This window comes from Pseudarthrobacter cremeus (genome assembly GCF_051857465.1).
GTDB lineage: Bacteria > Actinomycetota > Actinomycetes > Actinomycetales > Micrococcaceae > Arthrobacter.
This window is the reverse complement of the sequence record NZ_JBPZHC010000001.1, coordinates 374,303-397,960: the sequence shown is the minus strand read 5'-3', so window position 1 is coordinate 397,960 and position 23,658 is coordinate 374,303. Positions and strand designations below refer to the sequence as shown.

At 65.1% G+C, this 23,658-nt stretch carries 15 protein-coding genes; 7 read left to right on the top strand and 8 right to left on the bottom strand.

Annotation, left to right across the window (positions count from 1 at the left end; translation table 11 throughout):
- Positions 1–26: 26 nt before the first annotated feature.
- The 3 genes from ACS5PJ_RS01710 to ACS5PJ_RS01700 are packed head-to-tail and all read right to left on the bottom strand — an operon-like array spanning position 27 to position 2,911.
- On the bottom strand, positions 27–1,103 hold the full coding sequence (locus ACS5PJ_RS01710; protein WP_439433198.1) for a glycosyltransferase family 4 protein: 1,077 nt from the start codon (positions 1,101–1,103) through the stop codon (positions 27–29).
- A complete protein-coding gene (locus ACS5PJ_RS01705) occupies positions 1,100–2,029 on the bottom strand; it encodes an alpha/beta fold hydrolase (RefSeq protein WP_439433197.1) in 930 nt (309 codons plus the stop codon). The genes ACS5PJ_RS01710 and ACS5PJ_RS01705 overlap by 4 nt, the downstream gene beginning before the upstream one ends.
- A 12-nt stretch (positions 2,030–2,041) precedes the next feature.
- Positions 2,042–2,911, bottom strand: coding sequence for an aldo/keto reductase (locus ACS5PJ_RS01700; RefSeq protein ID WP_439433196.1), 870 nt, complete (start codon positions 2,909–2,911; stop codon positions 2,042–2,044).
- A 123-nt stretch (positions 2,912–3,034) separates the two neighbouring features.
- On the opposite strand from ACS5PJ_RS01700, the gene glpK reads away from it, so the two are divergent.
- Positions 3,035–4,549, top strand: coding sequence for a glycerol kinase GlpK (gene glpK / locus ACS5PJ_RS01695; RefSeq protein ID WP_439433195.1), 1,515 nt, complete (start codon positions 3,035–3,037; stop codon positions 4,547–4,549).
- Positions 4,550–4,556: 7 nt separating this feature from the next.
- Here the strand turns inward: glpK and ACS5PJ_RS01690 are convergent, their stop codons facing one another.
- From ACS5PJ_RS01690 to ACS5PJ_RS01675, 4 genes are read right to left on the bottom strand one after another with little or no spacing between them, the layout of a single operon-like run.
- A complete protein-coding gene (locus tag ACS5PJ_RS01690) occupies positions 4,557–5,453 on the bottom strand; it encodes a hypothetical protein (RefSeq protein WP_439433194.1) in 897 nt (298 codons plus the stop codon).
- Between the two features lie 33 nt (positions 5,454–5,486).
- Positions 5,487–8,630, bottom strand: coding sequence for an efflux RND transporter permease subunit (locus ACS5PJ_RS01685; protein ID WP_439433193.1), 3,144 nt, complete (start codon positions 8,628–8,630; stop codon positions 5,487–5,489).
- Position 8,631: 1 nt separating this feature from the next.
- The gene (locus ACS5PJ_RS01680; RefSeq protein ID WP_439433192.1) at positions 8,632–9,087 is read right to left on the bottom strand and encodes a hypothetical protein; all 456 of its coding nucleotides are present in this window, start codon (positions 9,085–9,087) and stop codon (positions 8,632–8,634) included.
- On the bottom strand, positions 9,084–12,233 hold the full coding sequence (locus ACS5PJ_RS01675; RefSeq protein WP_439433191.1) for an efflux RND transporter permease subunit: 3,150 nt from the start codon (positions 12,231–12,233) through the stop codon (positions 9,084–9,086). Before ACS5PJ_RS01675 ends, ACS5PJ_RS01680 begins: the two co-directional genes overlap by 4 nt.
- A 544-nt stretch (positions 12,234–12,777) precedes the next feature.
- Here ACS5PJ_RS01675 and leuS point away from each other — a divergent pair.
- From leuS to holA, 6 genes are all read left to right on the top strand, one after another.
- On the top strand, positions 12,778–15,303 hold the full coding sequence (gene leuS, locus ACS5PJ_RS01670; RefSeq protein ID WP_439433553.1) for a leucine--tRNA ligase: 2,526 nt from the start codon (positions 12,778–12,780) through the stop codon (positions 15,301–15,303).
- A 68-nt stretch (positions 15,304–15,371) separates the two neighbouring features.
- Positions 15,372–16,379, top strand: coding sequence for a DegV family protein (locus tag ACS5PJ_RS01665; protein ID WP_439433190.1), 1,008 nt, complete (start codon positions 15,372–15,374; stop codon positions 16,377–16,379).
- A 75-nt stretch (positions 16,380–16,454) separates the two neighbouring features.
- Complete coding sequence (locus ACS5PJ_RS01660) at positions 16,455–17,339, top strand: ComEA family DNA-binding protein (RefSeq protein ID WP_439433189.1); 885 nt, start codon at positions 16,455–16,457, stop codon at positions 17,337–17,339.
- 172 nt (positions 17,340–17,511) lie between these two features.
- On the top strand, positions 17,512–19,191 hold the full coding sequence (locus tag ACS5PJ_RS01655; protein ID WP_439433188.1) for a ComEC/Rec2 family competence protein: 1,680 nt from the start codon (positions 17,512–17,514) through the stop codon (positions 19,189–19,191).
- A 514-nt stretch (positions 19,192–19,705) separates the two neighbouring features.
- Entirely contained in the window at positions 19,706–22,021 is a 2,316-nt protein-coding gene (locus ACS5PJ_RS01650) for a UvrD-helicase domain-containing protein (RefSeq protein WP_439433187.1), read from the top strand.
- A gap of 201 nt (positions 22,022–22,222) precedes the next feature.
- Positions 22,223–23,239 (top strand): DNA polymerase III subunit delta, encoded by a 1,017-nt coding sequence (gene holA, locus ACS5PJ_RS01645; protein WP_439433186.1) that lies wholly within the window; start codon positions 22,223–22,225, stop codon positions 23,237–23,239.
- A gap of 144 nt (positions 23,240–23,383) precedes the next feature.
- Here the strand turns inward: holA and rpsT are convergent, their stop codons facing one another.
- A complete protein-coding gene (rpsT, locus tag ACS5PJ_RS01640; protein WP_090581023.1) occupies positions 23,384–23,644 on the bottom strand; it encodes a 30S ribosomal protein S20 in 261 nt (86 codons plus the stop codon).
- Positions 23,645–23,658 lie beyond the last annotated feature (14 nt).

Sequence of the window (23,658 nt, the reverse complement as noted above, 5' to 3'; positions counted from 1 at the left end):
CTGGCAGTGTCCGCCAACAGTGTCCGTTACCGGCTGCGCCGCGCCACGATGTCGTGGGCCACGTCCACCAGCTGGCGCGCGGATTCATCCCAGCTGAACTCCCCGGCACGCGCCACGGAGCGGCGGGACACATCCTGCCAGTGTGCGTCATCGCGCAGTCTCTGCACTGCCGCAGCGAACTCCGCAGGGGAGGCCGGATCCACATACGATGCTGCATCGCCGCCGACCTCACGGAAAATAGGGATGTCGCTGGCGATCACGGGCGTGCCCAGTGCCATGGCCTCCACCAGCGGCAGACCGTAGCCCTCGGCGTGGGAGAGGCTCACCAGTGCCGTGGCGCGCTTCAGGAGTGTCCAGTATTCGTCATCGGTGACGCCGTTATGGAAGACCACATTTGCCCCGGCGGGGATCATGAGCTCCAGTTCGGCCCGGCGCTGCGGGGTGATCCGGCTCAACAGGTGAAGGGTGAAATCAGGCAGCTCCGCCATCCCGGCCACCATCGTTCCGACGTTTTTGTACGGCATGAACGAACCCATGTAGATCAGCGAGTGGTCCGCCCCGGCGGACGGGTCCCGCGGGTCCTGTGCAGGCTGGGGCGCGTTGCTGATGATCCGCACGGGCCGTTTGGTGAGCCGGTACTTGGCCATCAGTGCCTCCGTGGTCCTGCTGATGGTGGCCACAATGTCCGCCCGGTTGAGCAGCAGCCGCTGGGGCCAGAAGGCCTTGTGATAGAGCCGCCACAGGATCCTGACGGGCGCCGGCAGGAAGCCCGGAGGTGCCGGGTGCTCGTAGTAGATGAGGTCGTGCAGGGTCAGCACCAGGCCGTACTTGCGTCCCCAGCTGCCCATGGTCTGCATGGGACACACCACAACGTCGGCCCCGAGGGGGTTGATCTTTCGGGCAACGAACAGCTCCCGCGGCGACAGTGGACTGTTGATCAGCGTGTACGGGACATCCGGAAGCAACGCCAGCTGCCGGGGGTCGCTGATGAGCATGGAGACATCGGCGATTTTCGACGTCGCCGCGATGAGGCTGGCCCCGTACCGGCTGATGCCGTCATGGTGGTCGGTCCTGGTGAAGCGGGCATCTATGACAATCTTCACGCGGGGTGGTCCTTAAGGAAGCTGCGGATGAAACCGGCGGCCGGTTCGGGCGTTTCGTAATGGATCAGGTGGCCGACGCCGGGAATCACCTTCAGGACCCCGTCCGGGAGGAGGGCGGCGAGGCGTTGCTGGTCCGGGAGCATGGCAATTTCGTCCTTTTCGCCGGCGATAAGCAGAACCGGCAGGTTCAGCTTGTCCGCTATCTCGGCCACATGGCTGGACACTGAGGCCGTAAACGATTCGAGGAGGCTTTCCCGGTCAGCGAAGGCGCTGAAGTAAGCATGGTGCTGCCCGTGGATAAACCGGCGAAGGTCCTTGTTGCCGGTCTTGGCCATGGCCTCGCTCATGACGCGGACAATCAGGGGGCTGCGCAGCAGGGCCAGTCCCAGCGGGCGGGGGAGCCTTGCCGCGAGGCGGTAGTAGAGCACCGCCAGTTTCGTCATGATCCCCTTCGGGCCTTCCAGCGCGGGCGCGGCGATGGGGTTGATGAGGATCAGCGGTGTGACAGTCCCGGGATGGGCTGCCACGAAATGGGACGCCACGATCGAGCCGAAGGAGTGCCCCAGGAGAACAGTGTCCGGGCCGAGTCCCAGCGCGGCCATGAAGTCCGTGATGAAGGTGCCGTAGTTGGCCACAGAGTGATCCGCGGCCGCGAACGCTTCAGAACTGCCGAAGCCGGGCAGGTCCGGCATGATGACACGCATCTCCGGGAGCTGGTCCGCCACCCGGAGCAGGCCGTGATGGTCACCCCGGAAGCCATGGATGACCAGGATGGTGCGGGTATCGGATGTTGCCTGGACGGGTTCATAGGTCCAGTACGCCACGGTGCTTCCGTTCAGCGTGACGGTGGCGGCATGGGTGCGTGCGGTGAGACCGTCGCTGAAGTAGGACGGCGCGGAAGTCGGCTGGGGAGCGGCTGTTTTCATTGGCCCTGTGTCCTAATTGACGTTATCGGGGTGGGAGCCGGTGCGCTGGCCGCGGTCGAGCTCAGCCAGGGCAGCCATGTCCCGCGGGGAAAGTTCAAAGCCGAAGACGTCCAGGTTCTCCCGGAGCCGGGCCTCGGAGCTTGCCTTCGGGACAGTGAGGTTCCCGAGCTGGATTTGCCACCGGAGGACGATCTGGGCCGGCGTCCGTCCATGCTCGGCCGCAAGAGCCAGGACAACGGGATCGGCCAGGACGTGTCCCCGCGCCAGCGGGCTCCATGCCTCGGTCAGGATTCCCAGGTCCTTGTGCTTCTTGCTGAGCTCGTGCTGCTGGAGCCAGGGATGCAGTTCGATCTGGTTCACGGCCGGTACTACTTCCGCCTTTTGGAGCAAGAGGTCCAGGTGCTTCGGCTGGAAGTTGCAGACACCGACGGCCCGTACCTTTCCTTCGCGGTACAGCGTTTCCAGGGCGCGGTAGGTTTCGGTGAAAAGGCCCCGGCGGGCGCAGGGCCAGTGGATGAGGTACAGGTCCACATAGTCCAGACCCAGGTTGACCATGGAGGTGTCGAAGGCGCGGAGCGTCCTGTCGTATCCCTGGTCGTCGTTCCAGACTTTGGTGGTGATGAAGACATCCTCACGCCTCAGGCCGGGGGCAGCTTCCCCTGAGCCTCCGCTTCCGCCCTCGGTTCCGAAGGCAGAACTGAGTCCCCTGGCCACGCCGGTCTCGTTGCCGTACATGGCAGCCGTATCGAAACGGCGGTAGCCTGCACCCAGCGCCATGGACACCAGACCGGGTGCGGCCGCCGCCGGAACCTTATATAGCCCTAATCCCAGTTGGTCGATCAGGACACCGTTGTTCAGGCTGAGACGGGGAGAGGGTTTCATAGCATTGACTTTACCCACTGGGTCAGGCGACGCCGCGAAAGCCTGCCGGGCGGCGCGCGGTGGCTTCATTGGATATTCTTCGAACGGGACCTGGCCACCTCTGCCCCGGACAAGGACGTCACCATGAACCAGTACGTAATCGCCCTCGACCAGGGAACCACCAGCACCCGCGCCATCATCTTTGACCACTCCGGAATCATCGTTTCCTCCGGGCAGATGGAACACGAGCAGATCTTCCCGCGGGCGGGGTGGGTGGAGCACAATCCTGCCGAGATCTGGACCAATACCCGTGAGGTCATCGCCTCCGCCCTGTCGAAGGCGAACGTGACGCGGCACGATATCGCCGCCATCGGAATCACCAACCAGCGTGAGACCGCCGTGGTGTGGGACAGGACCACGGGTGAGCCTGTTTACAACGCGATTGTCTGGCAGGACACCAGGACTCAGGACATCGTGGACGGGTTGGCCAGCGACGGTGGGCTGGACCGGTTCAAGAAGAAGGTGGGGCTGCCGCTGGCCACGTATTTCTCCGGCACCAAGATCAAGTGGATCCTGGATAACGTGGACGGCGCCCGGGACAGGGCCGAGGCCGGCGATCTGCTGTTCGGCACCACTGATTCCTGGGTCCTGTGGAATCTGACCGGCGGAGTGGACGGCGGGGTGCACGTCACGGATGTCACCAACGCCTCGCGGACCTTGTTCATGGACCTGGAAACACTCGAATGGGACTCAGAGATCCTGGACATCTTCGGCGTTCCCCGGAGTATGTTGCCTGAGATCAGGTCCTCCTCCGAGGTCTACGGCACCGTCCACACGTCCCAGCTGCTGCGGGAAGTTCCGGTCGCGGGGATCCTGGGTGACCAGCAGGCAGCCACCTTCGGCCAGGCGGCGTTCAAGGCGGGGGAGGCCAAGAACACTTACGGCACGGGCTGCTTCCTGATCTTCAACACGGGCGAGGAGATCGTCCACTCCAGTAACGGACTGCTGACCACGGTCGGGTACAAGCTCGGTGAGGCTGCGCCGCACTACGCGCTGGAAGGCTCCATTGCCGTCACCGGATCGCTGATCCAGTGGCTGCGGGACAACCTGGGCATGATCAGGAACGCCGCCGACGTGGAAACGCTCGCCGCGGCGGTGAAGGACAACGGCGGGGTGTACTTCGTGCCGGCGTTCTCCGGGCTCTTTGCGCCCTATTGGCGCGCCGACGCCCGCGGCGCCATCGTGGGCCTGACCCGTTTCGCCACCAAGAACCACATCGCCCGGGCCGCCCTGGAGGCCACGGCTTTCCAGACCCGGGAGGTGCTCGATGCCGTCAACGCGGACACCGGCGTGCCGCTTACCGAACTGAAGGTCGACGGCGGCATGGTGGCCAACGAGGCGTTGATGCAGTTCCAGGCCGACATCCTCGGCGTTCCGGTCATCCGGCCCAGGGTGGTGGAAACGACCGCCCTCGGCGCCGCTTACGCTGCCGGCCTCGCCGTCGGCTTCTGGAAGGACCTCGGCGAGCTGTCAGCCAACTGGTCCGAAGACAAGCGCTGGGAACCCAGGATGGACCAGGCGGAGCAGGACCGGCAGCTCCGCCTGTGGAGGAAAGCCGTCACCAAGTCCATGGACTGGGTGGACGGGGACGTTCGCTGAGGCACTCTCAGTCCAGCTGTGCCGGCGGTGTCTTGGCGTAGACGCTACGGCTGACCTGGTACCCCCTCGCGTCCTGCTCGAGTGCCTGCGCATTGGCATCTGCGAACTCTGCGGCGCTGAGCTTCTTCACTTTCACGAGGTCCATGAATTCCTGGTCAGGGCCGCCAACGGCCGTGACCTTTACCAGACCCGTCCCGGCTGCGTAGTACTTTCGTTGGTGCCCGGCCTCGGGCGGCTCCAGCGGGTTGTATTCATCTATGACCAGGACATTGTTGTAGCACCCTGCGGGAACGCTGACGTGCTGGTGCTTTTGGATCACTTGACCGCAGTCCAGGAAATCGACTTTGGGGGCGTAGGCCTGGACGTAGGCTGGTGTTTCTGTGCGGGGGAGCGCCTGCATGGCGATACCTGCCTGCGCCTTGGCTATGCCACTGATGAACGTGCTGGGCGCGCCGGTAAATTCACCATTTTCGTATTCCTCCGGGTATTCCCCGAACAGCCAGACAGCGCCCTTCCGGGTCTGCGCGAAGAAGGCAAGCTCCGACTCCACCAGATCCCCGTTGTCGTAGTCACGGTCCCACATGACGCGAGTCTGAACGCCATCGATCAACTTGGTGAGCCCGGTGACCGTGTGAACCACTGAATGCTCGCTGACCCCATCAGCGGACGTCACGGTGCCGGTGGTGGTGAACTGCATGCCTGGCTGGAGGGGGAACCACTTGTTGTCGATCTGCGGTGAGGACTGGAAGGCCGACCGGTCAAAGTTGATTTCCGATCCCGGCCCGCACAGTTCCGCGGGGGGAGGACCCGCGGCCGCTGGTGCAGCCGACACCGCGGTCAGCGACCCAAAGGCGAGGAGTAATGCGGCCCCGTGGGCCGCGAATTGCCTTACCGGAGAAGCCATCGGACGTGCCTTTCGTTGGGAGGAATGTTGCGACTATACGGCCGGGGCCGGCTGCGGATTACGCGATCCGCGGCGGCGTCCGCCGGCCTTGGCGAAGCGCAGGTAAAGCGACGGGACGATGAACAGGTTGACCAACGTCGATGTCACCAGGCCGCCGAGGATCACCACCGCCATGGGGTGCTCGATTTCATGGCCCGGGATGTTGCCCATGACCACCAGCGGCACCAACGCGAGGGCGGTCGCCAGTGTCGTCATCAGGATTGGTGACAGGCGTTCGGCGGCCCCGCGAAGCACGAGGGCCGGTCCAAAGGGCACGCCCTCGAACTGTTCCAGGTGCTGGCAGTGGTTGATGAGCAGGATGCCGTTACGGGCGGCTATCCCCATCAGGGTCAGGAAGCCGACCAGCGAACCCAGGGAGAGGATTCCACCGCTGAGATGGGCGGCGATCACCCCGCCCACGAGCGCCACGGGCAACGTCAGGATGGCCAGGGTTGCCAGCCGCCAACTCTTGAAGGCGGCCTGGAGCAGCAGGTAAACCATGATCACCGCGGCTATCGAGAACAGCGACAGGCGCTGCGCTGCGGCCTGCCGTTCGACGTATTCGCCGAGCACCACGGCACTGTACCCGACCGGGAACTCAATGGCGGTCATGCCGGACTTGAGCTTTTCCACGACCTTGGCCAGGTCGCCTTCCTTGACGTTGGCACTGACGTCGATGCGCCTGGATCCCTCCGAGCGCTCAATCACGTTCGGTGTGGGTTTGATCGAAACCGTGGCCACATCCGCCATCCGGATCTTTTGCCCCGCAGGGGTGTCCAGGACGAGGTTTTCAATGCTGGTCACGCTCGTCCGGGTCTCCGGCGGGCTCCATACCTGGACGTCGTACGCCTTCCCGTCCCGGTAGACATCGCCCACCTCCTCACCCGCAACCATCGTGGCCGCAGCACGCCGGACATCGCCCGGCTTCAGGCCGAACCGGTTTGCCGCTTCAAGGTTCACTTCCACATCGATCTGGGGAATGTTCGCCTGAAGCGCCACCTTGGCGCCGATGGCTCCGTCAATGCCGCCCAGGATCCCCTTGATCTTGTCCGCCTCCTGACGAAGCGTCGCAAGGTCATCGCCATAGACACGCACGACGACGGCGTAGCCTGTGCCTGTCAGCACCTCACGGATGCGTTCCTTAAGATACGTCTGGACGTCGCGCTGGATTCCCGGGTAGCCCTCAACCACAGATTGTATGGATGCCAGGGTGTCGTCGTAGTCAACGCCAGGGTCAACGCTGATCCAGTTTTCGCCGAAGTTGACGCCCACCACCTCATCGGCGGCGAACGCCTGGCCAATATGCGACCCGCAGTTGTTCACCCCGGGAATTGTCATCAGCTCGTTGCAGGCGAGCTGGCTGACCCTGACTTCCTCGGCATTTGAGGTACCGGGCTGTGTGACCCAGTGCATCAGGAAGTCCCGCTCCTTGAAAGAGGGCAACAGTGACTGGCCCAGCAGGGGCGCCGCCACGATGCCCACAACACCAAATGCGGCAAGGGCCAGGTATCCGGGGACCGGACGGCGGACGATGGGGCGGAGCCCTTTGGCGTACCAGCGCTTCAGGACCCGCACCAGTGGCGGGTCGCGGTCCTCCAGCTTGGCGTTGCGGAGAACGATGTAGGCCATGGCCGGCGTGACCGTCAGTGCCACCACCATCGAGGCAACGACCGCCAGGGTGTAGGACGTCGCCAGTGGCCGGAAAAACGCGCCGGTGAGCCCATCGAGGAAGAAGATCGGAAGGGTGGCAACGACGATGATCAACGTCGCGTAGACGATCGGTCCCCGGACCTCAAGCGAAGCATTGACCACCACTCTCGCGGTGCTTCCGCCGCCGCCCGTGGCCCTGTGGTGCCGTAGCCGCCTGACGATATTTTCGACGTCGATGATGGCATCGTCCACCACCACCCCGACGGCGATCACCAATCCCGCCAGCACCATGGTATTGACGGTGCCGCCGGTCCAATACAGGACGAGGGCGGCCGCCACCAGCGAAAGCGGGATGGCCAACACGCTGACCAGGGCGGTCCGCCATTGGAAGAGGAACACGCTCAACACCAGGATGACCAGGAGGCAGCCGAGCAACAGCGCGATGCCCAGGTTGCCCAAGGACTCTTCAATGAAGGTGGCCGGCCGGAAGATGGTGGTGTCCACGTTTATTCCGCTCAGGCCCGGCTCCAGCTGCTTCAAGGCTTCTTCCACTCCGCGGGTCACTTCGAGGGTGTTGCCCCAGGGCAGCTTTTCCACGATCAGCATCAGGCCGGGACCGCCGTTGATGACGGCATCACCGATGAGTTGCTGGTGGTCTTCGACCACGTTGGCCACGTCACTGAGCCGGAGCGGGGGCTTTCCCTCCTCGCGGTCCTCCAAGGCGACCTTGGCGAGGTCCTCCGGGGAGGTGATCGCCTGGACGTGCCTGACCCCGAAAGACTGGCTCGGAGTGTCCAGGGAACCTCCCGTGCCGATCAGGGCACCGGAGGAATATTTGAGCAGCCCGGCGTCGAGCGCGTTTGCCGTCGAGCTCATCACCGTTTCCAGGGTGACGTTATGAGCCGCGAGCTTGGCGGGATCGGCCTGGACCTGCAGCATCTGGAGGCGTTCACCCCAGATCGCGACGTTCGCCACCCCAGGCACCCGCAGCAGGTGCGCCCTGATGTTCCAGTAGGAGATCATGGACATCTCGATGAGGGAGCGGGTGTCCGAAGACAGCCCGATCTTCATGACCCTGCTGGTGGAAGACAGCGGCTGCAGCATCAGCGGCGGCGCTGCCCACGTCGGCAGCGTCGGAATCACCGTTGCCATCCGCTCCGATACCAGCTGCCGCGCGGTCAGCAGATCCGTGCCGTTCTCAAATTCCATCACAATGGAGGACAGCTGGGGTACCGACTTGGACCGCATGTGGTCGAGCCCGTCGATGCCGTTGAAGGCTTCCTCCATCGGAACCGATACGAGCTCCTCCACTTCGGCGGCGGTGAGTCCCAAACAGGCCGTCTGGACTTCGACCTTGGGTGGGGCGAATTCGGGGAACACATCCACCGAAGCACTGCTCAATTGCGTGCCGCCCACGATCATCAGTGCAGCCGCCATAGCGATGACGATCGATCTGAACCTTAGGCTGGCCGCGACTATGCGACGCATGTCATTTACCTGTGTTGAATTCTGCGCCGAAAAGCTCAGCAGCCCCGACCGTCACCAATGCAGTGCCCGGGGCGGGACCTGCACTGGCTGTGACCGAGCCGGCTTCCACTTTGGCAACCGTGACGGCCTGCCTTTCGTAAACGCGCGGCGAGGAATTGACATACACCCAGGTTTTCCCCTGGGCGTCGTAAAGAAGCGCAGCGTAGGGGATCACAACGCCGGCTCCCCCGGGCGCCGGGGCTGCGGCGTCGGTGCGGAGCTCCAGCCGGTCAATGGCCCGCTGGCTGAGCGTAATGCGGGCTATGCCGGTGGTGGCGTTCTTCTCCACAGTGGCCGGTGCCTCGTGCGCCGACTCAGCAATTGCTGATGGTTGTGCGCAGGCGGGCAGCAGAAACAGTATGGCTGCACACGCGGCGGACGCCATAGGCAGGCGCCGCACCGAACTCTGGAGGGTCATGATACTTCCACCTTTTCCTGCGTGACGGGAGAGACTGGTGTTTCCGATTGGTAGACTTCCGACCACTCTTCGGGCGCGGTGCGGGGACCGAACCAAAGCATGAGCAGCGGAAGGACAAAGATCCCCACGAGCGTGGTGGTCACAAGCCCTCCGGCAACGACCAGCAGCATCGGCCTCAGCAGGGCCTCGCCGACGGCGCCGCCAAGGAAAGCCGGCGGAATCAGCACGAGGAACGTGATGAGGGCCGACTTCAGGATCGGGGATACCCGGTCCCTGGCCGCGGTCATCACCACGTCAGTGCGGGAAACTTCTGCGGAGTCCCGCAGGAGTTCGTCGACGCGTGCAGAGAGGAGGGCTGCGTTCCGTGCGGCGATGGCCAGGACGGCCGCAAATGCGGTCATCGACAGCCACGACAGGGACGGTGCCCCGATCCAGGCGGCGATCGCCGCGCCTGCCAACGCAGCAGGCATGGACAGGAAGACGGCGAGCGAAAGCTTCCAGCTTCGTACAGCGGTCTGGAGCAGGAGCAGCACTGCCAGTACCGCAGCAGCCCCGAGGCCCTGCATCAAGGTGTCCGCTGCCTGGATCTGGCTGTATTTGGCCGGAACCTCGGCATGGTACTCAAGCGGGAACTGGATTTGGCGGATCGCCGCCTCGATATCGCGCTGGACGTCGGCAAGCGGCCGTCCGCTGATGTCTGCGACCACATCGATGCGCCGGGACGTATCGTCATGCTGGATGACGACTTCGTTGGGGACCATCCGGACGTCCGCGACCTGGCCCAGCTGGACATGGCCGCCGTTGGGTGTGTCCAGGAGCAGCTCACGAATGCTGGTGAGGTCGTCCCGGACGCCAACCGCCCCACGGACCACGACTTCGAACACCTTCTGCTGTTCGAACAGATTTCCCACGACGATCCCCTGCATCAGAGTGGCTGCTGCCCGGCGTGCGTCGCCCGGTTTGATGCCAAACTTTTGCGCGGCCTCCAGGTTGACCTCCACCTCCACGATGGGTGTCATGGCCGTGGCGTTGATCGCCGGATTATTCACACCGTCAATCTTCTGGATGGCCTGCCGGACCTCTTCGGCCTTTTCTCGAAGCACGGACATTTCTGTCCCGTAGACGCGGACCGCAAAACCTGGCTCCATGCTGGTGCGGGTGTCGCCGATGGTCTGCTGCGAGTAGTTCAGTACATTGTTGGCGATGCCAGGGTAGCCCTGCACGACGTCACGGACTGCTCTCTCCGTCTCGCCGAAGTTGGCACCCGGTGCGACAGTCACCCACAGCTCCGCTGAGCTGTTTCCGACGACCTGGTCCGCGGAGATGGCGCGTCCAATATGTCCGCCGACACCGGAAACACCCGGCAGCGTCCTCAGTTCATTCGAAGCGAGTGCGGCGACGCGGCGGACCTCGTCGTTGGATGTACCGGCCATGGTGTCCCACTGAACGAGCAGGGTCCGGTCCGGCATGGTGGGAATGAGCGGCCTGTTGCCGGCGAATTGCCAGCCTGCAGTGATGCCGAGGATTCCGATTACTGCCACCGCCCCGAGGGCGGGAAGCCGGCGCGAACCCGCTGCGCCGAGGGAACGGACGTAGTAGTCCTTGCCCCGCCGGACGGCAGGAACCTCCCTGCGCGGTTCCGAGGTGGCCGGTAGCAGGAAATGGGCCAGGACAGGGGTGACGGAGAGGCCCACCAGCATAGCCGCGGCCATAGCCAGGGCCAGTGACCAGAAAAGGGACGAGAAGAACGGGCCGCCGACCCCCGGAACAAAGAGCGTGGGGATCAAAACGGCGATCATGATCAGCGACGCAAGGAACAGCGGAGTGCGGACCCCTCTGGCGAGGTTGCTGATCCGCGACTTTGGCGCGGTTCCGGCCCCGGCTGCCTCCAAAGCGTTGGGGCGCCGGCGGTGGGCCTGGATGTCTTCAACGATGTCGCCCACAATCACGGACATGCCGAGCAGGATGCCCAACAGGACTGTGATGTTGAGGGTCGCATTCTGGGCGAAAAGAATCACCGCCGCCGTCATCACGGTGGTGGCGATTGCCACCAACGCGATCAGTGCAGCGCGCCAGGACCGGAAGAGCAGCCAGAACAGCGCAACAGCAACCAGGAGGCTGATCAGGAGCGCAAGGCCAAGACCGTCGACGGATTCCTGCACACCGGTGGCAGGCCGGAAAACCGACGTGTCGATCTCAATCCCCTTCAGGCCGGGAAGCATGTCCTGCAGGGCGGCTTCGACGTCCTGTGTGACCTGTACGGTGCTGGTTCCGGGGAATTTCTCGATTACCAGCAACAGGCCGGCATCCTGTCCGACAATGGCGTCGCCGATCAGGGGCTGGTGGTCTTCCCTGACCTGGGCAATGTCGCCGAGGACCAGTGCGGGGTTTGTCTCCTCGACGCTGACCTTGGCCAGATCGGCCGGTGTGCGGATAGGCAGGACGTGCTGGATACCGAGGCGCTGGCTGGGGGACTCGACGAATCCGCCAGTGCCGGGGGTCGACGCTTCGAGGAAGCTCAGGGGCGAGACCCAGACGGCGTTTCCGGTGGTCTTGACGAGCTGCTCCAGGGTGACGCCCTTGTCACGCAGTTGCGTCGGGGTGACCTCGACCTGAAGCTGTTGTTCGCGTTGGCCCCAGATGGAAACGTTGGCCACCCCGGGGATACCGATCAGCCGTGGTTTGATTTTCCACCGTGCAAGGACGGACATGTCGATGCCGGAGAGTTCCTTGGAATTCATTTTGACCATCAGCACCCGGCTGGTGGATGACAAGGGCTGCATGATGAGGGGCGGCGAGGACACGTTTGGCAGCGCGTGGGCCTGCGTCATCCGCTCGGCAACAAGCTGGCGTGCCCTCAGCAGGTCAGTGCCCGGTTCGAACACGAGCTGGATCGAGGACAGGCCCGGCACGGATTTCGAGCGGATCTCGTCGAGCCAGGCAACACCATTGAGGAGGTCGGCTTCCATCGGTGCCGTGATGAGCTGTTCAACTTCAACAGCGGAGAGCCCCAGGGCTTCTGTCTGGATCTCAACCTGTGCGGGGGCGAACTCCGGCATGGTGTCCACAGCGATGTGTGGGACGTTGACGACGCCGAAACCAATGAGGCCCGCCGCAACCGCGAGAACCAGAATCCGGAACTGCATACTGAACCGGGTAATCCAGCCAAACACGGCCAGTCCTCACTAGCTCATCGCAGCGGTGGAGTGGGAATAATTCGGTCCGTCGCAGCCAAGTGAGGGACGATAACGCCAAGAATACATTTGAGGCTCCTGACCTGAGACCGTCTAGTTTCCCCACAGACTTGGGATAACTGTGGGCCAGGCGCACCCGTTTTAGCAAGGGGATAGGATACCCTATTTGGCTGGGAATCAGCGGCATATTCCCCGTCAATTCCCCCCTAACTACCTAACGGGCCCGGCAGCTGTTTCCCCTCCAGGTTCCCGGAACTCTCCGGTTCCGCTTACGGGGGTTCGCTCCCGCCGTCGGACAGTGCGCTAAAGTAGTCCTATGCGTGCGATCCTTCTGCTTAGCTAGCCGCCCGGAATCCGAAAACCAATCGGATGGCCGTGCGGCAGCCCCTCCATGGCGAGGGGCTTTTGTGTGTCCGGACCGGTTTGGGTGCGGACAGCGGGAGGATCAGACCGTGGTGGCAGCACCGATGCCACCACTGAACAGAAGAGGGCAGCAGTGGGCGTTCAGCCGGAGACAGACACCGGAACAGCAGCAGCGACAGCGGAAACCCCCGAGGAGGGGGCGTACAGCTTCGCGGCGATGGAGGCAAGGTGGCCCCAGGTATGGGAAGACCTCAAGGTCTTCACCCCCGTCGACGACGGATCCCGCGAGCGCCGCTACGTGCTGGACATGTTCCCGTACCCGTCCGGCGACCTCCACATGGGGCACGCTGAAGCTTTTGCCATGGGCGATGTGGTGGCGCGTTACCTGCGCCAGAAGGGCTTTGACGTCCTGCACCCGATCGGTTGGGATTCCTTTGGCCTGCCCGCGGAGAACGCCGCCATTAAGCGCAACGCCCACCCCAGCGAGTGGACCTACGCCAATATCGACACCCAGGCGGCATCGTTCAAACGCTATGCGATTTCGGCCGACTGGTCGCGCCGGCTGCACACCTCCGACCCCGGGTACTACAGGTGGACGCAGTGGCTGTTCAAACGCTTCTACGAGCGCGGCCTCGCCTACCGCAAGGACTCCCCGGTCAACTGGTGCCCCAAAGACCAGACGGTGCTGGCCAACGAGCAGGTTGTCAACGGTGCCTGCGAACGCTGCGGCACCCCCGTCACCAAGAAGTCCCTGAACCAGTGGTATTTCAAAATCACCGAGTACGCTGACCGGCTGCTCGATGACATGGACGAGCTCCGAGGCCACTGGCCCGAGCGTGTCCTGGCCATGCAGAAGAACTGGATCGGACGTTCAGAAGGCGCCCACGTCAACTTCGTGATTGAGGCCGACGGCGGCAAGCCCGCCAAGGACGTCACCGTGTTCACCACCCGGCCGGACACTCTCTACGGCGCCACGTTCTTCGTCGTAGCAGCCGACGCCCCGCTCGCCGTCGAACTGGTGACCGGGGAGCATGCTGCCGCGCTGGACGCCTACCGCGAGCAGGTCAAGGCGCTCACGGAAATTGAACGCCAGTCCACTGAACGCGAAAAGACCGGCGTTTTCACCGGCCGCTACGCTATTAACCCGCTGAACGGGGAGAGTCTGCCGGTATGGGCAGCCGACTACGTTCTGGCTGACTACGGCACCGGTGCCATCATGGCCGTCCCGGCACACGACCAGCGTGACCTCGATTTCGCCAGGACGTTCGACCTGCCTGTCCGGGCCGTACTGGACACCGGCGGGGAGGACCCTGCGGTTTCAGGCAAGGCGACCTCCGGCGAAGGGACCCTGATCAACTCGGGTGTCCTCGACGGGCTGCCGAAGGCCGAGGCGATCCCCGCCGCCATCGAGATGCTCGAAAAGCAGGGAACGGGCGAGAAATTCGTCAACTTCCGCCTGCGTGACTGGCTGCTGAGCCGCCAGCGCTTCTGGGGAACCCCCATCCCCATCATCCACTGCCCCTCCTGCGGCGAGGTGCCGGTCCCGGACGAGCAGCTGCCCGTCACCCTCCCGGCCGACCTGCGCGGCGAGGACCTGTCCCCGAAGGGAACGTCGCCGCTGGCCGCGGCTGAGGCCTGGGTCAATGTCGAATGCCCCAACTGCCACGGACCGGCCAAGCGAGACACCGACACCATGGACACCTTCGTGGACTCGTCGTGGTACTTCCTGCGGTTTGTCTCCCCGCAGTACACCGAAGGTCCTTTCGACCCCGCGAAGATCAACGACTGGATGCCGGTGGGGCAGTACGTGGGCGGGGTGGAGCACGCCATCCTGCACCTGCTGTACGCGCGGTTCTTCACCAAAGTCATCCACGACCTGGGCATGATCGAAGCCGACGAGCCCTTCAGCGCCCTGCTCAACCAGGGCCAGGTCCTCAACGGCGGCAAAGCCATGTCCAAGTCCCTGGGCAACGGCGTTGACCTGGGGGAGCAGTTGGATAAATACGGTGTGGACGCCGTCCGCCTGACCATGATCTTCGCCTCCCCGCCGGAAGACGACGTGGACTGGGCGGATGTTTCGCCGTCGGGCTCGGCGAAGTTCCTGGCCCGTGCCTGGCGGCTTGCCCAGGACGTCACCAGTGACCCTGGCACCGGCCCTGAGTCCGGAGACCGCGCGCTGCGCTCGGTCACGCACCGCACCATCGCTGACGCCGCCGCGTTGCTGGACACCAACAAGTTCAACGTCGTGGTGGCCAAGCTCATGGAGTTGGTCAACGCCACACGGAAGACCATCGATTCCGGCGCCGGCGGGTCTGATCCCGCTGTCCGGGAAGCCGCCGAAGCGGTCTCCATCATCCTGAGCCTTTTCGCGCCCTACACGGCTGAGGACATGTGGAGTGTCCTGGGCCACCCGGCCTCCGTGGCGAACGCGGGCTGGCCCGCCCACGACGAAGCGCTGCTGGTCCAGGCCACCGTCACCGCCGTCGTGCAGGTCCAGGGGAAGGTCCGCGACCGCCTCGAGGTCTCCCCGGAGATCGGCGAGGACGAGCTGAGGGAGCTGGCCCTGGCCAGCGAAAACGTGCAGCGGGCCCTTGATGGCCGCGGCATCCGCACGGTAATCGTCCGGGCGCCTAAACTGGTCAACATCGTCCCGGCCTAATACGAAGGAAGGGCTGTGCACCGGCCACCGGATCCGTCCGGTGGCCGTCCCGGACCCAGGAGGCCACCTTGCCCGACCGCGACGCCGCTGCCTGGCTCTGGCTCCGGGAGCGTCTGTCTGCCCTGCGGCCCGCGCCCCGTCCCGGCGCGACGGCAGCGGAGGCCGCCGCCGTCGTCCGTACAGCTGTGGTGACGGACTCCGCCGCCGCCCTGCCTGCCGACTGGGTAGGGGCGTGTGCCAGTGACGGCCGGCTGACGGTCATCCCCATGCCCGTCATGGTGGGTGACGAAATATATGGCGAGGGCGAAGACGACATCACCGACACCATCGCGCTGGCGATGGCGGCCGGAAAGTCGGTCAAGACTTCCCGTCCCTCACCCGGCCAGTTTGAGCAGGCCTTCCTTGCCGCGGAACGCAGAGGCTACGAAGGAATTGTGTCCATCCATATTTCAGGCGGGCTGTCCGGTACGGCGGATGCCGCCCGGCTGGCTGCTGGTCGCGTTGGCATTCCGGTGGAAATCCTTGACTCGGGCACTGTCGGCATGGCGCTGGGCATGGGCGTGCAGAGCGCGGTCCTCGCGGCCGCAGCCGGACAGGACCTTCATGAGGTGCGCTCCAGGGCGGCGGAGCAGCTGGCCCGGACCAAGGTCTACTTTTACGTTCCCAGTCTCGAGCAACTGCGCCGGGGGGGACGGATTGGAGCTGCCGCGTCGCTCCTGGGGACGATGTTCGCCATCAAGCCCATCCTTGCCGTCGAGGACGGAAAGATCGTGCCGCTCGAAAAGGTGAGGTCGGCAGCCCGTGCTGTCGCCCGGCTCGAGGAGATCGCCGCGGCGGATGCCGCCTCGCGCCCGGCCGGCCAGGCCCGTTTGGCCGTCCACCACTTTGGGAACCCGGAAGAAGCCGAGGCCCTTGCCGGCCGGCTCGCTGCCGCTCTACCGGAGTGCCCGCGGGCGCAGATCAGCTCCCTGCCTGCGGTTCTGGCTGCCCACGCAGGCCTGGGCGTGCTCGCCGTCATCGTGGGGGAGACCGGCGCCGCCGCCGCCGAAGCGGGGCCTCCCGCGGTTTCCACCTAGCTGCACCCCTGCCGGTTTCCACATAGGCCGGTCCGAGGCTGTCACCGGACCGGGGTATTCCCTAGCGTTGGGACCATGTCACGCCGGGACCCTGGAGCAGCACGTCAGGAAGCCCGTCATGCCCGCGACCGGCTGAAGTCCACGCTGGGCGGGGGCGGCCTGCTCCTGACCGGCGGCGAGCCCTTCGAGTACGACGGCGGAGCCCATCCCGCCGTCGAAGGCCCGGACGCCGGCGTTGCCGGCGAGGCCGGGGCCGGGACAGGCAAAACCGGACCAGCCCTGAGATGGCGCGTCGGATTCAGGGTTGCCCTCCTCATCGGGGCGTTTGCGGTTCTGGGCGGCGCCTGGTTTTGGTGGCAGGTGGGGGCCGGGCAGCCGCAAGTGGTGCCGCTGAGCGACGTCTCACCCCAAGAGAGTCCCCCCGCGGACCCGGGGACCCTCCCGGGTCAGGATGCGGAGGGCCCGGACCCGCCGGACCCTCCCGGTGGAAGTGCTCTGCCAGGGGTGGTCGTCGTCCACGTTGCCGGTGCCGTCGCCTCGCCGGGAGTGGTGCAGCTGGCTGCAGGCAGCAGGGTGCACCAGGCCATCGCCGCAGCTGGCGGCGCAACGCCGGCCGCGGACCTCAACCGCCTGAACCTTGCAGCGGTGCTCGCTGACGGCGGGAAGCTGTATGTTCCCCAGGCCGGTGAACAAATCCCGTCCGGCGAGTCCGGTTCGGGCGGCCAGCCATCCGACGGAGGCCCCGGAGGCGGCGTCCCCGGGGCCGGCGGAAAGGTCAACCTGAACACCGCCGGCGTCGAAGAACTGGACACCCTCCCCAAGGTCGGTCCGGTCCTGGCTCAGCGCATTGTGGACTGGCGCAAGGAACATGGGCCGTTCAAATCTGTCGAGGAGCTCGACGCTGTAGACGGTGTGGGACCGAAGATGCTCGAATCGCTCCTGCCGCTGGTGGGAATCTGACGTGGCTGCCCGTAGCCGTTGGAGCCGCTTCGTCGATTCGGCAGTGCGGGGCCAGGAGGTCGGCGCAGACAACGTACAGCCAAGGCGCCAGGCGACGGGCACGTCAGCGGCGCCTCGCTCTGGCCCGGCAGGCACCGGTCCGGCAGGTAACGGTCCGGCGGGGGCCGGCCGGATGCGTGCTGCCCGGCTGGATGCAGCCCGGTTCGGCGAACACGTCAGCAAGAAGCTGCGTGGTCAAGAAGCAGTTCCACCTGCCGAAACGCCCCGGCGCCGGACCGACGTTCGGCTTGCCCTGCCTGCCGTGCTTGTCTGGGGCGCTGCCGTGGCTGGCGCTTGGCTTGCCCCTGCGGCGCTGCTGGTGGTATGCGGCGGGTGCGTGCTCCTGGCCGCTGTGCTGCTGGGCAGGACTGCCCGCGGCGCGGGACTGGCGGCCGGCCGGCGCAGCTTCCTGATGACCACAGCCATAGCCTTGGTGTTGGCCGCTGCGGCAGCATCGCACTCTGCGGTTTCCTCGTCCCAGCGCAATGACGGCCCCCTCGCAGACGCCGTCAACTCCGGAAAGTCGGTGGTGGCCATCGTGGAGGTCACAGGATCCCCTCGTGCCCTGTCGGGAGCCGCAGGGCGGCCGGGGCGATGGTCCGTTCCCGTGCGGACAGAGGAAGTCACAGTCGGCGGCCAAATCGTGCGGACCCGCGCAATGTTCGTGGTGACGGGCGGCCGCGGCTGGGAAAACCTGGTGCCCGGCCAGGTGGTCCGCACCGCCGGCAAACTGAAGTCCCCGGACCCCGGCCAGGAGGAAGCGGCGGTTCTGGCGGCATCGCTGCCCCCTGTCGCCCGGGGCGGTGCCGGTGCCGTTGGAAGGGGCTGGGAAGTAACAGCCAGTGAACTGCGCGGCCGGTACGTGTCATCGGCGGCATTCCTTGCCGCCGATCCGGCCGGCCTCCTTCCCGGCATGGTCACGGGGGACACCAGTGCCTTGGACGAGGGCCTCACCGCGGCCATGAAAGCGGTTGGCATGACACACCTGACAGCGGTCAGCGGGGCCAACTGCAGCCTCGTCCTCGGTGCCCTGCTGGTGCTGGCACGCGGCTTGCGGCTGCCGCGCATTCCGGCCGCCGCGCTGGCGTTGGCAGGCCTGGGGATGTTTGTGGTGCTGGTGGGCCCGGACGCCAGTGTGCTGAGGGCTGCGTTAATGGGCTCGATCGGGCTGGCATCGTTGGCCGGAGGCCGCACCGGGCGTGGGCTCAGTTTTCTCTGCCTCGCTGTGATCGGCCTGCTGCTGACTGACCCTGGCCTGGGAACCAGCTTCGGCTTCCTGCTCTCCGTCCTGGCGACACTGGGGATCATCGTCCTGGGCCGAAGGATGGTCGATTGGACCCCGGCTGTGATTCCGCGCTGGGCGGCTGCGGCCTGGGCCGTTCCGTTGTCGGCCCAGCTGCTGTGCGGCCCAGTCATTGTGCTGCTGCAGCCGCAGTTTTCGACGTACTCGCTGCTGGCGAACATTGTGGCCGCACCCCTGGTGGCACCGGTAACGCTTTTGGGCACTGCCGCCGTACCGTTGCTGGTCGTGGCGCCCTGGGCGGCCACTGCCATGATTGCGGTGGCCGGAACCCTCTGTGCCGGTGTGGCGGGGACGGCCCGAATGGCGGCCGGTCTGCCTGGTGCCTCCCTGCCGTGGCCTGAGGGCATCTTTGGACTGGCCACCATGGTGTTCTTCTCGGCGGTGACTCTCGCCGGGGTCTGGGTTGCAGTCCGGCCGCGCCAAGTGCTCCGCATGGTCCGGGCCCTCCACGCTCGGACGGTGGCTTTGCTGGATTTTGTCGAACGGCGGATGCACCGACGACGGCCATAGTGCCGGCGGCGTAGGACCACCAGCCAGCCAGCCCGGTCAATGACGAAGGCAACTCCACGGACCAGGAAACGCCGGCGCACTCCACGACGCCGGGTATTTGCCAACTGATAGCGTGGCAAGCGGTCAGACGGGTGTGGTTTGAGCATTTTCTGAGGCGGGGGAGCATGACGGAATGGAAGCCTGGCTGGTGGGCGCGCGCTCTCAGGGGAACGGGGGCATGGGTCCTGTCGCTTAGTGAAGGCAGACTGCAGGTCCGCGGGATCCGACCAGACGTGGACGCCGATGTACTGGACATCCCCGGTCTCCACGCTCACCAGGATTCCAAGCGGATCGTCATCGTGATGGCTCAGGGCGCGGAGCTGTGCTCGATGGGCTCTCCCGCCGTGCGGTGCGGGAGGTCGAAGCCGCGTACCGCTTGCAGGTTGACGAACGGCGGCATCTCGCTGCTCTGATCTTGGCTGCGGAGAAGCAGGGTGAGGAGGCCCGCCTGTGGTGGTCCCGGGTGCAGGAGGTTATGGACCGACCCAGGTGGGCGGACCAGGACACCATCGCCTCGCTCGGGCGCGTCCGTCCAGACGTCGCCCTTTGGATGGCTGCCGCCAGCGATCCGAGGCTCTCCGGATTTCCTGTGGGCAACCGTGAGGACCAACGTGCCGCAGTCGAGGCTTCCCGCACCATTGACTTGCCGGGGTGGGCTGCCCAACGGAACGCGGCTTTCTTCGAATGGGAGAAAAACGAACTGGCGGACTTCTTCCGGACGGTTGAGAAATCGCCTTTGACGGAGGAGCAGGCGAGGGCGACAGTCTGTTTCGATAACCGGGTGCGCGTGATCGCGGCCGCGGGCTCCGGTAAGACCTCCACAATGGTGGCACGCGCCGGCTACGCGGTGCGGCGCGGCATCGCACAGCCGGCCGGGATCCTCGCTCTCGCGTTCAACAAGAAGGCAGCCGGTGAACTTACGGACCGGCTCGTCTCCCGCCTGGGAGATGATGGTGCCGGGGTGGCGTCAAGCACATTCCATGCCTTCGGGCTGCGAATTATCGGTGAAGCGACGGGCCGCAAGCCTTCCCTTCCCGACGACGTGGTCACCGACAACGGGATCGGGCGGCTTGCCAGGATCGTGGACGTCCTCCGCGACCAGGACGCGGCCTTCCGTCGGGAGTGGGACCTTTTCCGGCTCGTCTTCGGCAGGCAGCTGCCCGACTTCGGGGATGAAGCCGAGTCCGACAAGGTTGACCGGCGCACGGGCACGGTCGGATTCGAGACCCTCGCCGGGGAGGTCGTGAAGAGCCAGGAAGAGGTGATGGTCGCCAACTGGCTTTTCCTGAACGGCGTCCGGTACGAGTATGAGCGGCCGTATGCGCACGACGTCGCCGACGCCCACCACCGGCAGTACCAGCCGGACTTCTACTACCCTGACATTGACGTTTGGCATGAGCACTGGGCGCTCGGGCCCGACGGCAACCCTCCGCCCCACTTCGACGGGTACGCGGAGAGCTTGAAGTGGCGGCGTCAGACACACGCGCGTTTCAGTACCCGGTTGATCGAGACGACGTCAGCAACAATAAGGGGAGGTTCCGGATTCGATCATCTCGAGCAGGAACTCCGCAGGCATGGAATCCAGCTCAACGAGGACCCCTACCGGGAGGCCGCGGGGGAGCCTCCGATCAGCGATGCGGCCATGGTGAAACTGATGCGCGCGTTCATGGTCCATGCGAAGGGCAACCACCTCGCTCCCGACGTGCTGGGGCAGCGGGCCGGCCACGTCTTGCGCAACAGGCTCTTTGTCCGCCTGTTCTCGGCGGTCTCTGCTGAATGGGACCGGCGGCTCCAGGCAGCTGGCCAGATTGATTTCGAGGACATGCTGAATCTCGCGACAGATCACGTCGAGTCGGGCCGGTGGACGAGTCCCTACCGGCTCGTCATGGTCGACGAGATGCAGGACACGAGTGCTGCGCGCGCGGCGCTCGTGCGGGCACTGCTAAAGACCTCTGACACCTACCTCTATGCGGTGGGCGACGACTGGCAGTCCATCAACCGGTTCGCTGGCTCAGACCTCAGCGTGATGACGAGTTTCGATGACTGGTTCGGCGCGGCATCGACGATCCGGCTGGACCGCACCTTCCGGTCCCCGCAGTCCCTGTGTGATGTTGCAAGCGGGTTCGTGATGAAGAACCCGGCTCAGATCCCTAAGAACGTCCAATCTTCGGCGCCGGATACTGAGGAATCAGTACTCGCGGTCAGCGTGCGGGATCGGAGTCAATACGGACCCGCCGTTCGGCAATACCTCATGGGCCTTGACGCAGCTCTCACGGCACCGGCGACCGCCCTGCTCCTTGGCCGGTATGCCCGTTCCAAGGACGATGTAACCTCAGCCCTGGACGACAGATACGCCAGACTTACCGTTGAGTTCAACACGGTGCACGCCTCAAAGGGGAAGGAAGCGGACTACGTCGTCGTACTCGGCCTTGAGAGGAGGGGATTTCCCAGCACTATTGAAGACGATCCGATCCTGCAGCTGGCCATGGCGGTACCCGATCATTACCCGTATGCCGAGGAACGGCGCCTGTTCTATGTCGCGCTGACACGTGCACGGCGTTCCGCGCTCCTGGTCACCCGCAGCGGTGGAGAATCGGCATTCCTCCTCGAGCTGGTCAGAGACCGCGTGGTCAAGATCCGGTCTGCCACTGGAGATGACATCACCCCGGTGGTCTGCCCGAAATGCTTGAAGCGCACCATGAAGGAACGCAAAGGGCGATACGGTCAGTTCTTTGGCTGCACGGGCTACCCGGTATGCGCCGGGACGATGAAGCTCGCGGAAGGTGCATAGGCGCCGCAGCGGGGACATGCGACGCCAGAGCTTAGGGGCCGGCTTGGACGGAGGCCCCGCTGGAAATGCTGGAGAGCCTGGTTCGAACTGCACAAGGGGCAGCGGGCAGCGCGGCACGGCGAGGGGCGTCCGCGGCTTGGAGGGGACCGCCGGCCATGGCAGTCTTAGAGACTGCACCAGAATTTCCGGGAGGAATCCACAATGGCCGCTGCCCAAACCACACGGAGCAAAGCACAGGCGACAAACGTCGCATCCTGGCGGGACGTGACGCCCGCAGGAGTCGTACTGGTGGGCGGTCCCGAGGAATATCTGGGAATACGCGCTATGGACCACATCCGGTCACAAGTGCGGGCTGCGTTCCCCGACGTTGAAGTCAGTCACCTGACTGCCGGTATCTACGAACCGGGTGCCCTTGCCATGAACGTCAGTCCCTCACTCTTTGGCGAGCGAAAGCTGATTGAAGTCGAAGGCGTTGAAGCGATGAACGACGCCTTCCTGGCTGACGCACTCGCGTATCTTGCCCATCCGGAGCCGGAGGCCGTCCTGGTCCTGCGGCACGCAGGGGGAGTCCGCGGCAAGAAGCTCCTTGACGCGGTCAAGAGCGGCGGCTGGCCGGTGGTGGACTGCCAACCGCTGAAGAAGGATGCGGACAAAGCGGCATTCGTCACTGCTGAGTTCAGGACAGCCGGGCGGAAGGTCAGCTCTGAGGCTGTCCACGCGCTGGTGAAAGCGGTCGGAGCCAACCTTTCGGAGTTGGCGGCCGCCTGCAGCCAGCTGATCGCGGATGCCCCCGGAGCGGTGACACCGGAAGTGGTGGACCGGTACTACGGCGGCCGCATTGAGGCAACGGCGTTCAAAGTCGCAGATGCCGCCATGGTGGGGAACGGTCCGGTGGCGCTTTCGACCCTTCGCCATGCCCTGGCCACCGGGGCGGACCCGGTACCGATCGTGGCGGCGCTGGCAGCCAAGCTGCGGACCGTGGCAAAAGTCGCCGGCGCGCACGGATCCCCGGCACAGATCGCACGCGAGTTGGGCATGCAGCCCTGGCTGGTGGAGCAGGCCCAGCGCGATGTGCGCCGCTGGACGCCCGAAGGCCTGGTCCGCTCCATCCAGGCGACAGCCGAGGCCGATGCGCAGGTCAAGGGCCTGTCGCGCGATCCGGTCTACGCCGTCGAGCACGCTGTCACTGTTATCGCAACGTCGGCGCAGCGTCACTGACGCAGTCCCGCCGGGACGATAGCGGCCAACGAACCGGCCGGCGCGTTGGGGCACGCCCAAAGAACCGGCACACGCTTAAAGAGTTGAGGCCGGCACCCAAATCGGGTGCCGGCCTCAATCATCAGTTCAACAGAACTGGAAACCTTACAGTGCGTTGACCTTCTTGGAGATCGCCGACTTGCGGTTCGCTGCGTTGTTCTTGTGCAGAACACCCTTGCTGACAGCCTTGTCCAGCTTGCGGCCGGCAGCAACCAGGGCAGCAGCAGCTGCATCCTTGTCGGTGGACTCAACGGCGGTGTTGACGGCGCGGATGGCCGTCTTCAGCTCAGACTTGACTGCGTTGTTGCGCAGGCGTGCCTTCTCGTTGGTGAGGATGCGCTTCTTCTGGGACTTGATATTAGCCACGTGTGAACTCTCTT

Excerpts from the sequence above, each read along its gene's own strand:
- ACS5PJ_RS01705 (WP_439433197.1), bottom strand. The coding sequence starts at position 2,029 with ATGAAAACAGCCGCTCCCCAGCCGACTTCCGCGCCGTCCTACTTCAGC.
- ACS5PJ_RS01700 (WP_439433196.1), bottom strand. The coding sequence starts at position 2,911 with ATGAAACCCTCTCCCCGTCTCAGCCTGAACAACGGTGTCCTGATCGAC.
- glpK (WP_439433195.1), top strand. The coding sequence starts at position 3,035 with ATGAACCAGTACGTAATCGCCCTCGACCAGGGAACCACCAGCACCCGC.
- ACS5PJ_RS01690 (WP_439433194.1), bottom strand. The coding sequence starts at position 5,453 with ATGGCTTCTCCGGTAAGGCAATTCGCGGCCCACGGGGCCGCATTACTC.
- ACS5PJ_RS01685 (WP_439433193.1), bottom strand. The coding sequence starts at position 8,630 with ATGCGTCGCATAGTCGCGGCCAGCCTAAGGTTCAGATCGATCGTCATC.
- ACS5PJ_RS01680 (WP_439433192.1), bottom strand. The coding sequence starts at position 9,087 with ATGACCCTCCAGAGTTCGGTGCGGCGCCTGCCTATGGCGTCCGCCGCG.
- ACS5PJ_RS01675 (WP_439433191.1), bottom strand. The coding sequence starts at position 12,233 with ATGCAGTTCCGGATTCTGGTTCTCGCGGTTGCGGCGGGCCTCATTGGT.
- ACS5PJ_RS01660 (WP_439433189.1), top strand. The coding sequence starts at position 16,455 with ATGTCACGCCGGGACCCTGGAGCAGCACGTCAGGAAGCCCGTCATGCC.
- ACS5PJ_RS01655 (WP_439433188.1), top strand. The coding sequence starts at position 17,512 with ATGCGTGCTGCCCGGCTGGATGCAGCCCGGTTCGGCGAACACGTCAGC.
- ACS5PJ_RS01650 (WP_439433187.1), top strand. The coding sequence starts at position 19,706 with ATGGACCGACCCAGGTGGGCGGACCAGGACACCATCGCCTCGCTCGGG.
- holA (WP_439433186.1), top strand. The coding sequence starts at position 22,223 with ATGGCCGCTGCCCAAACCACACGGAGCAAAGCACAGGCGACAAACGTC.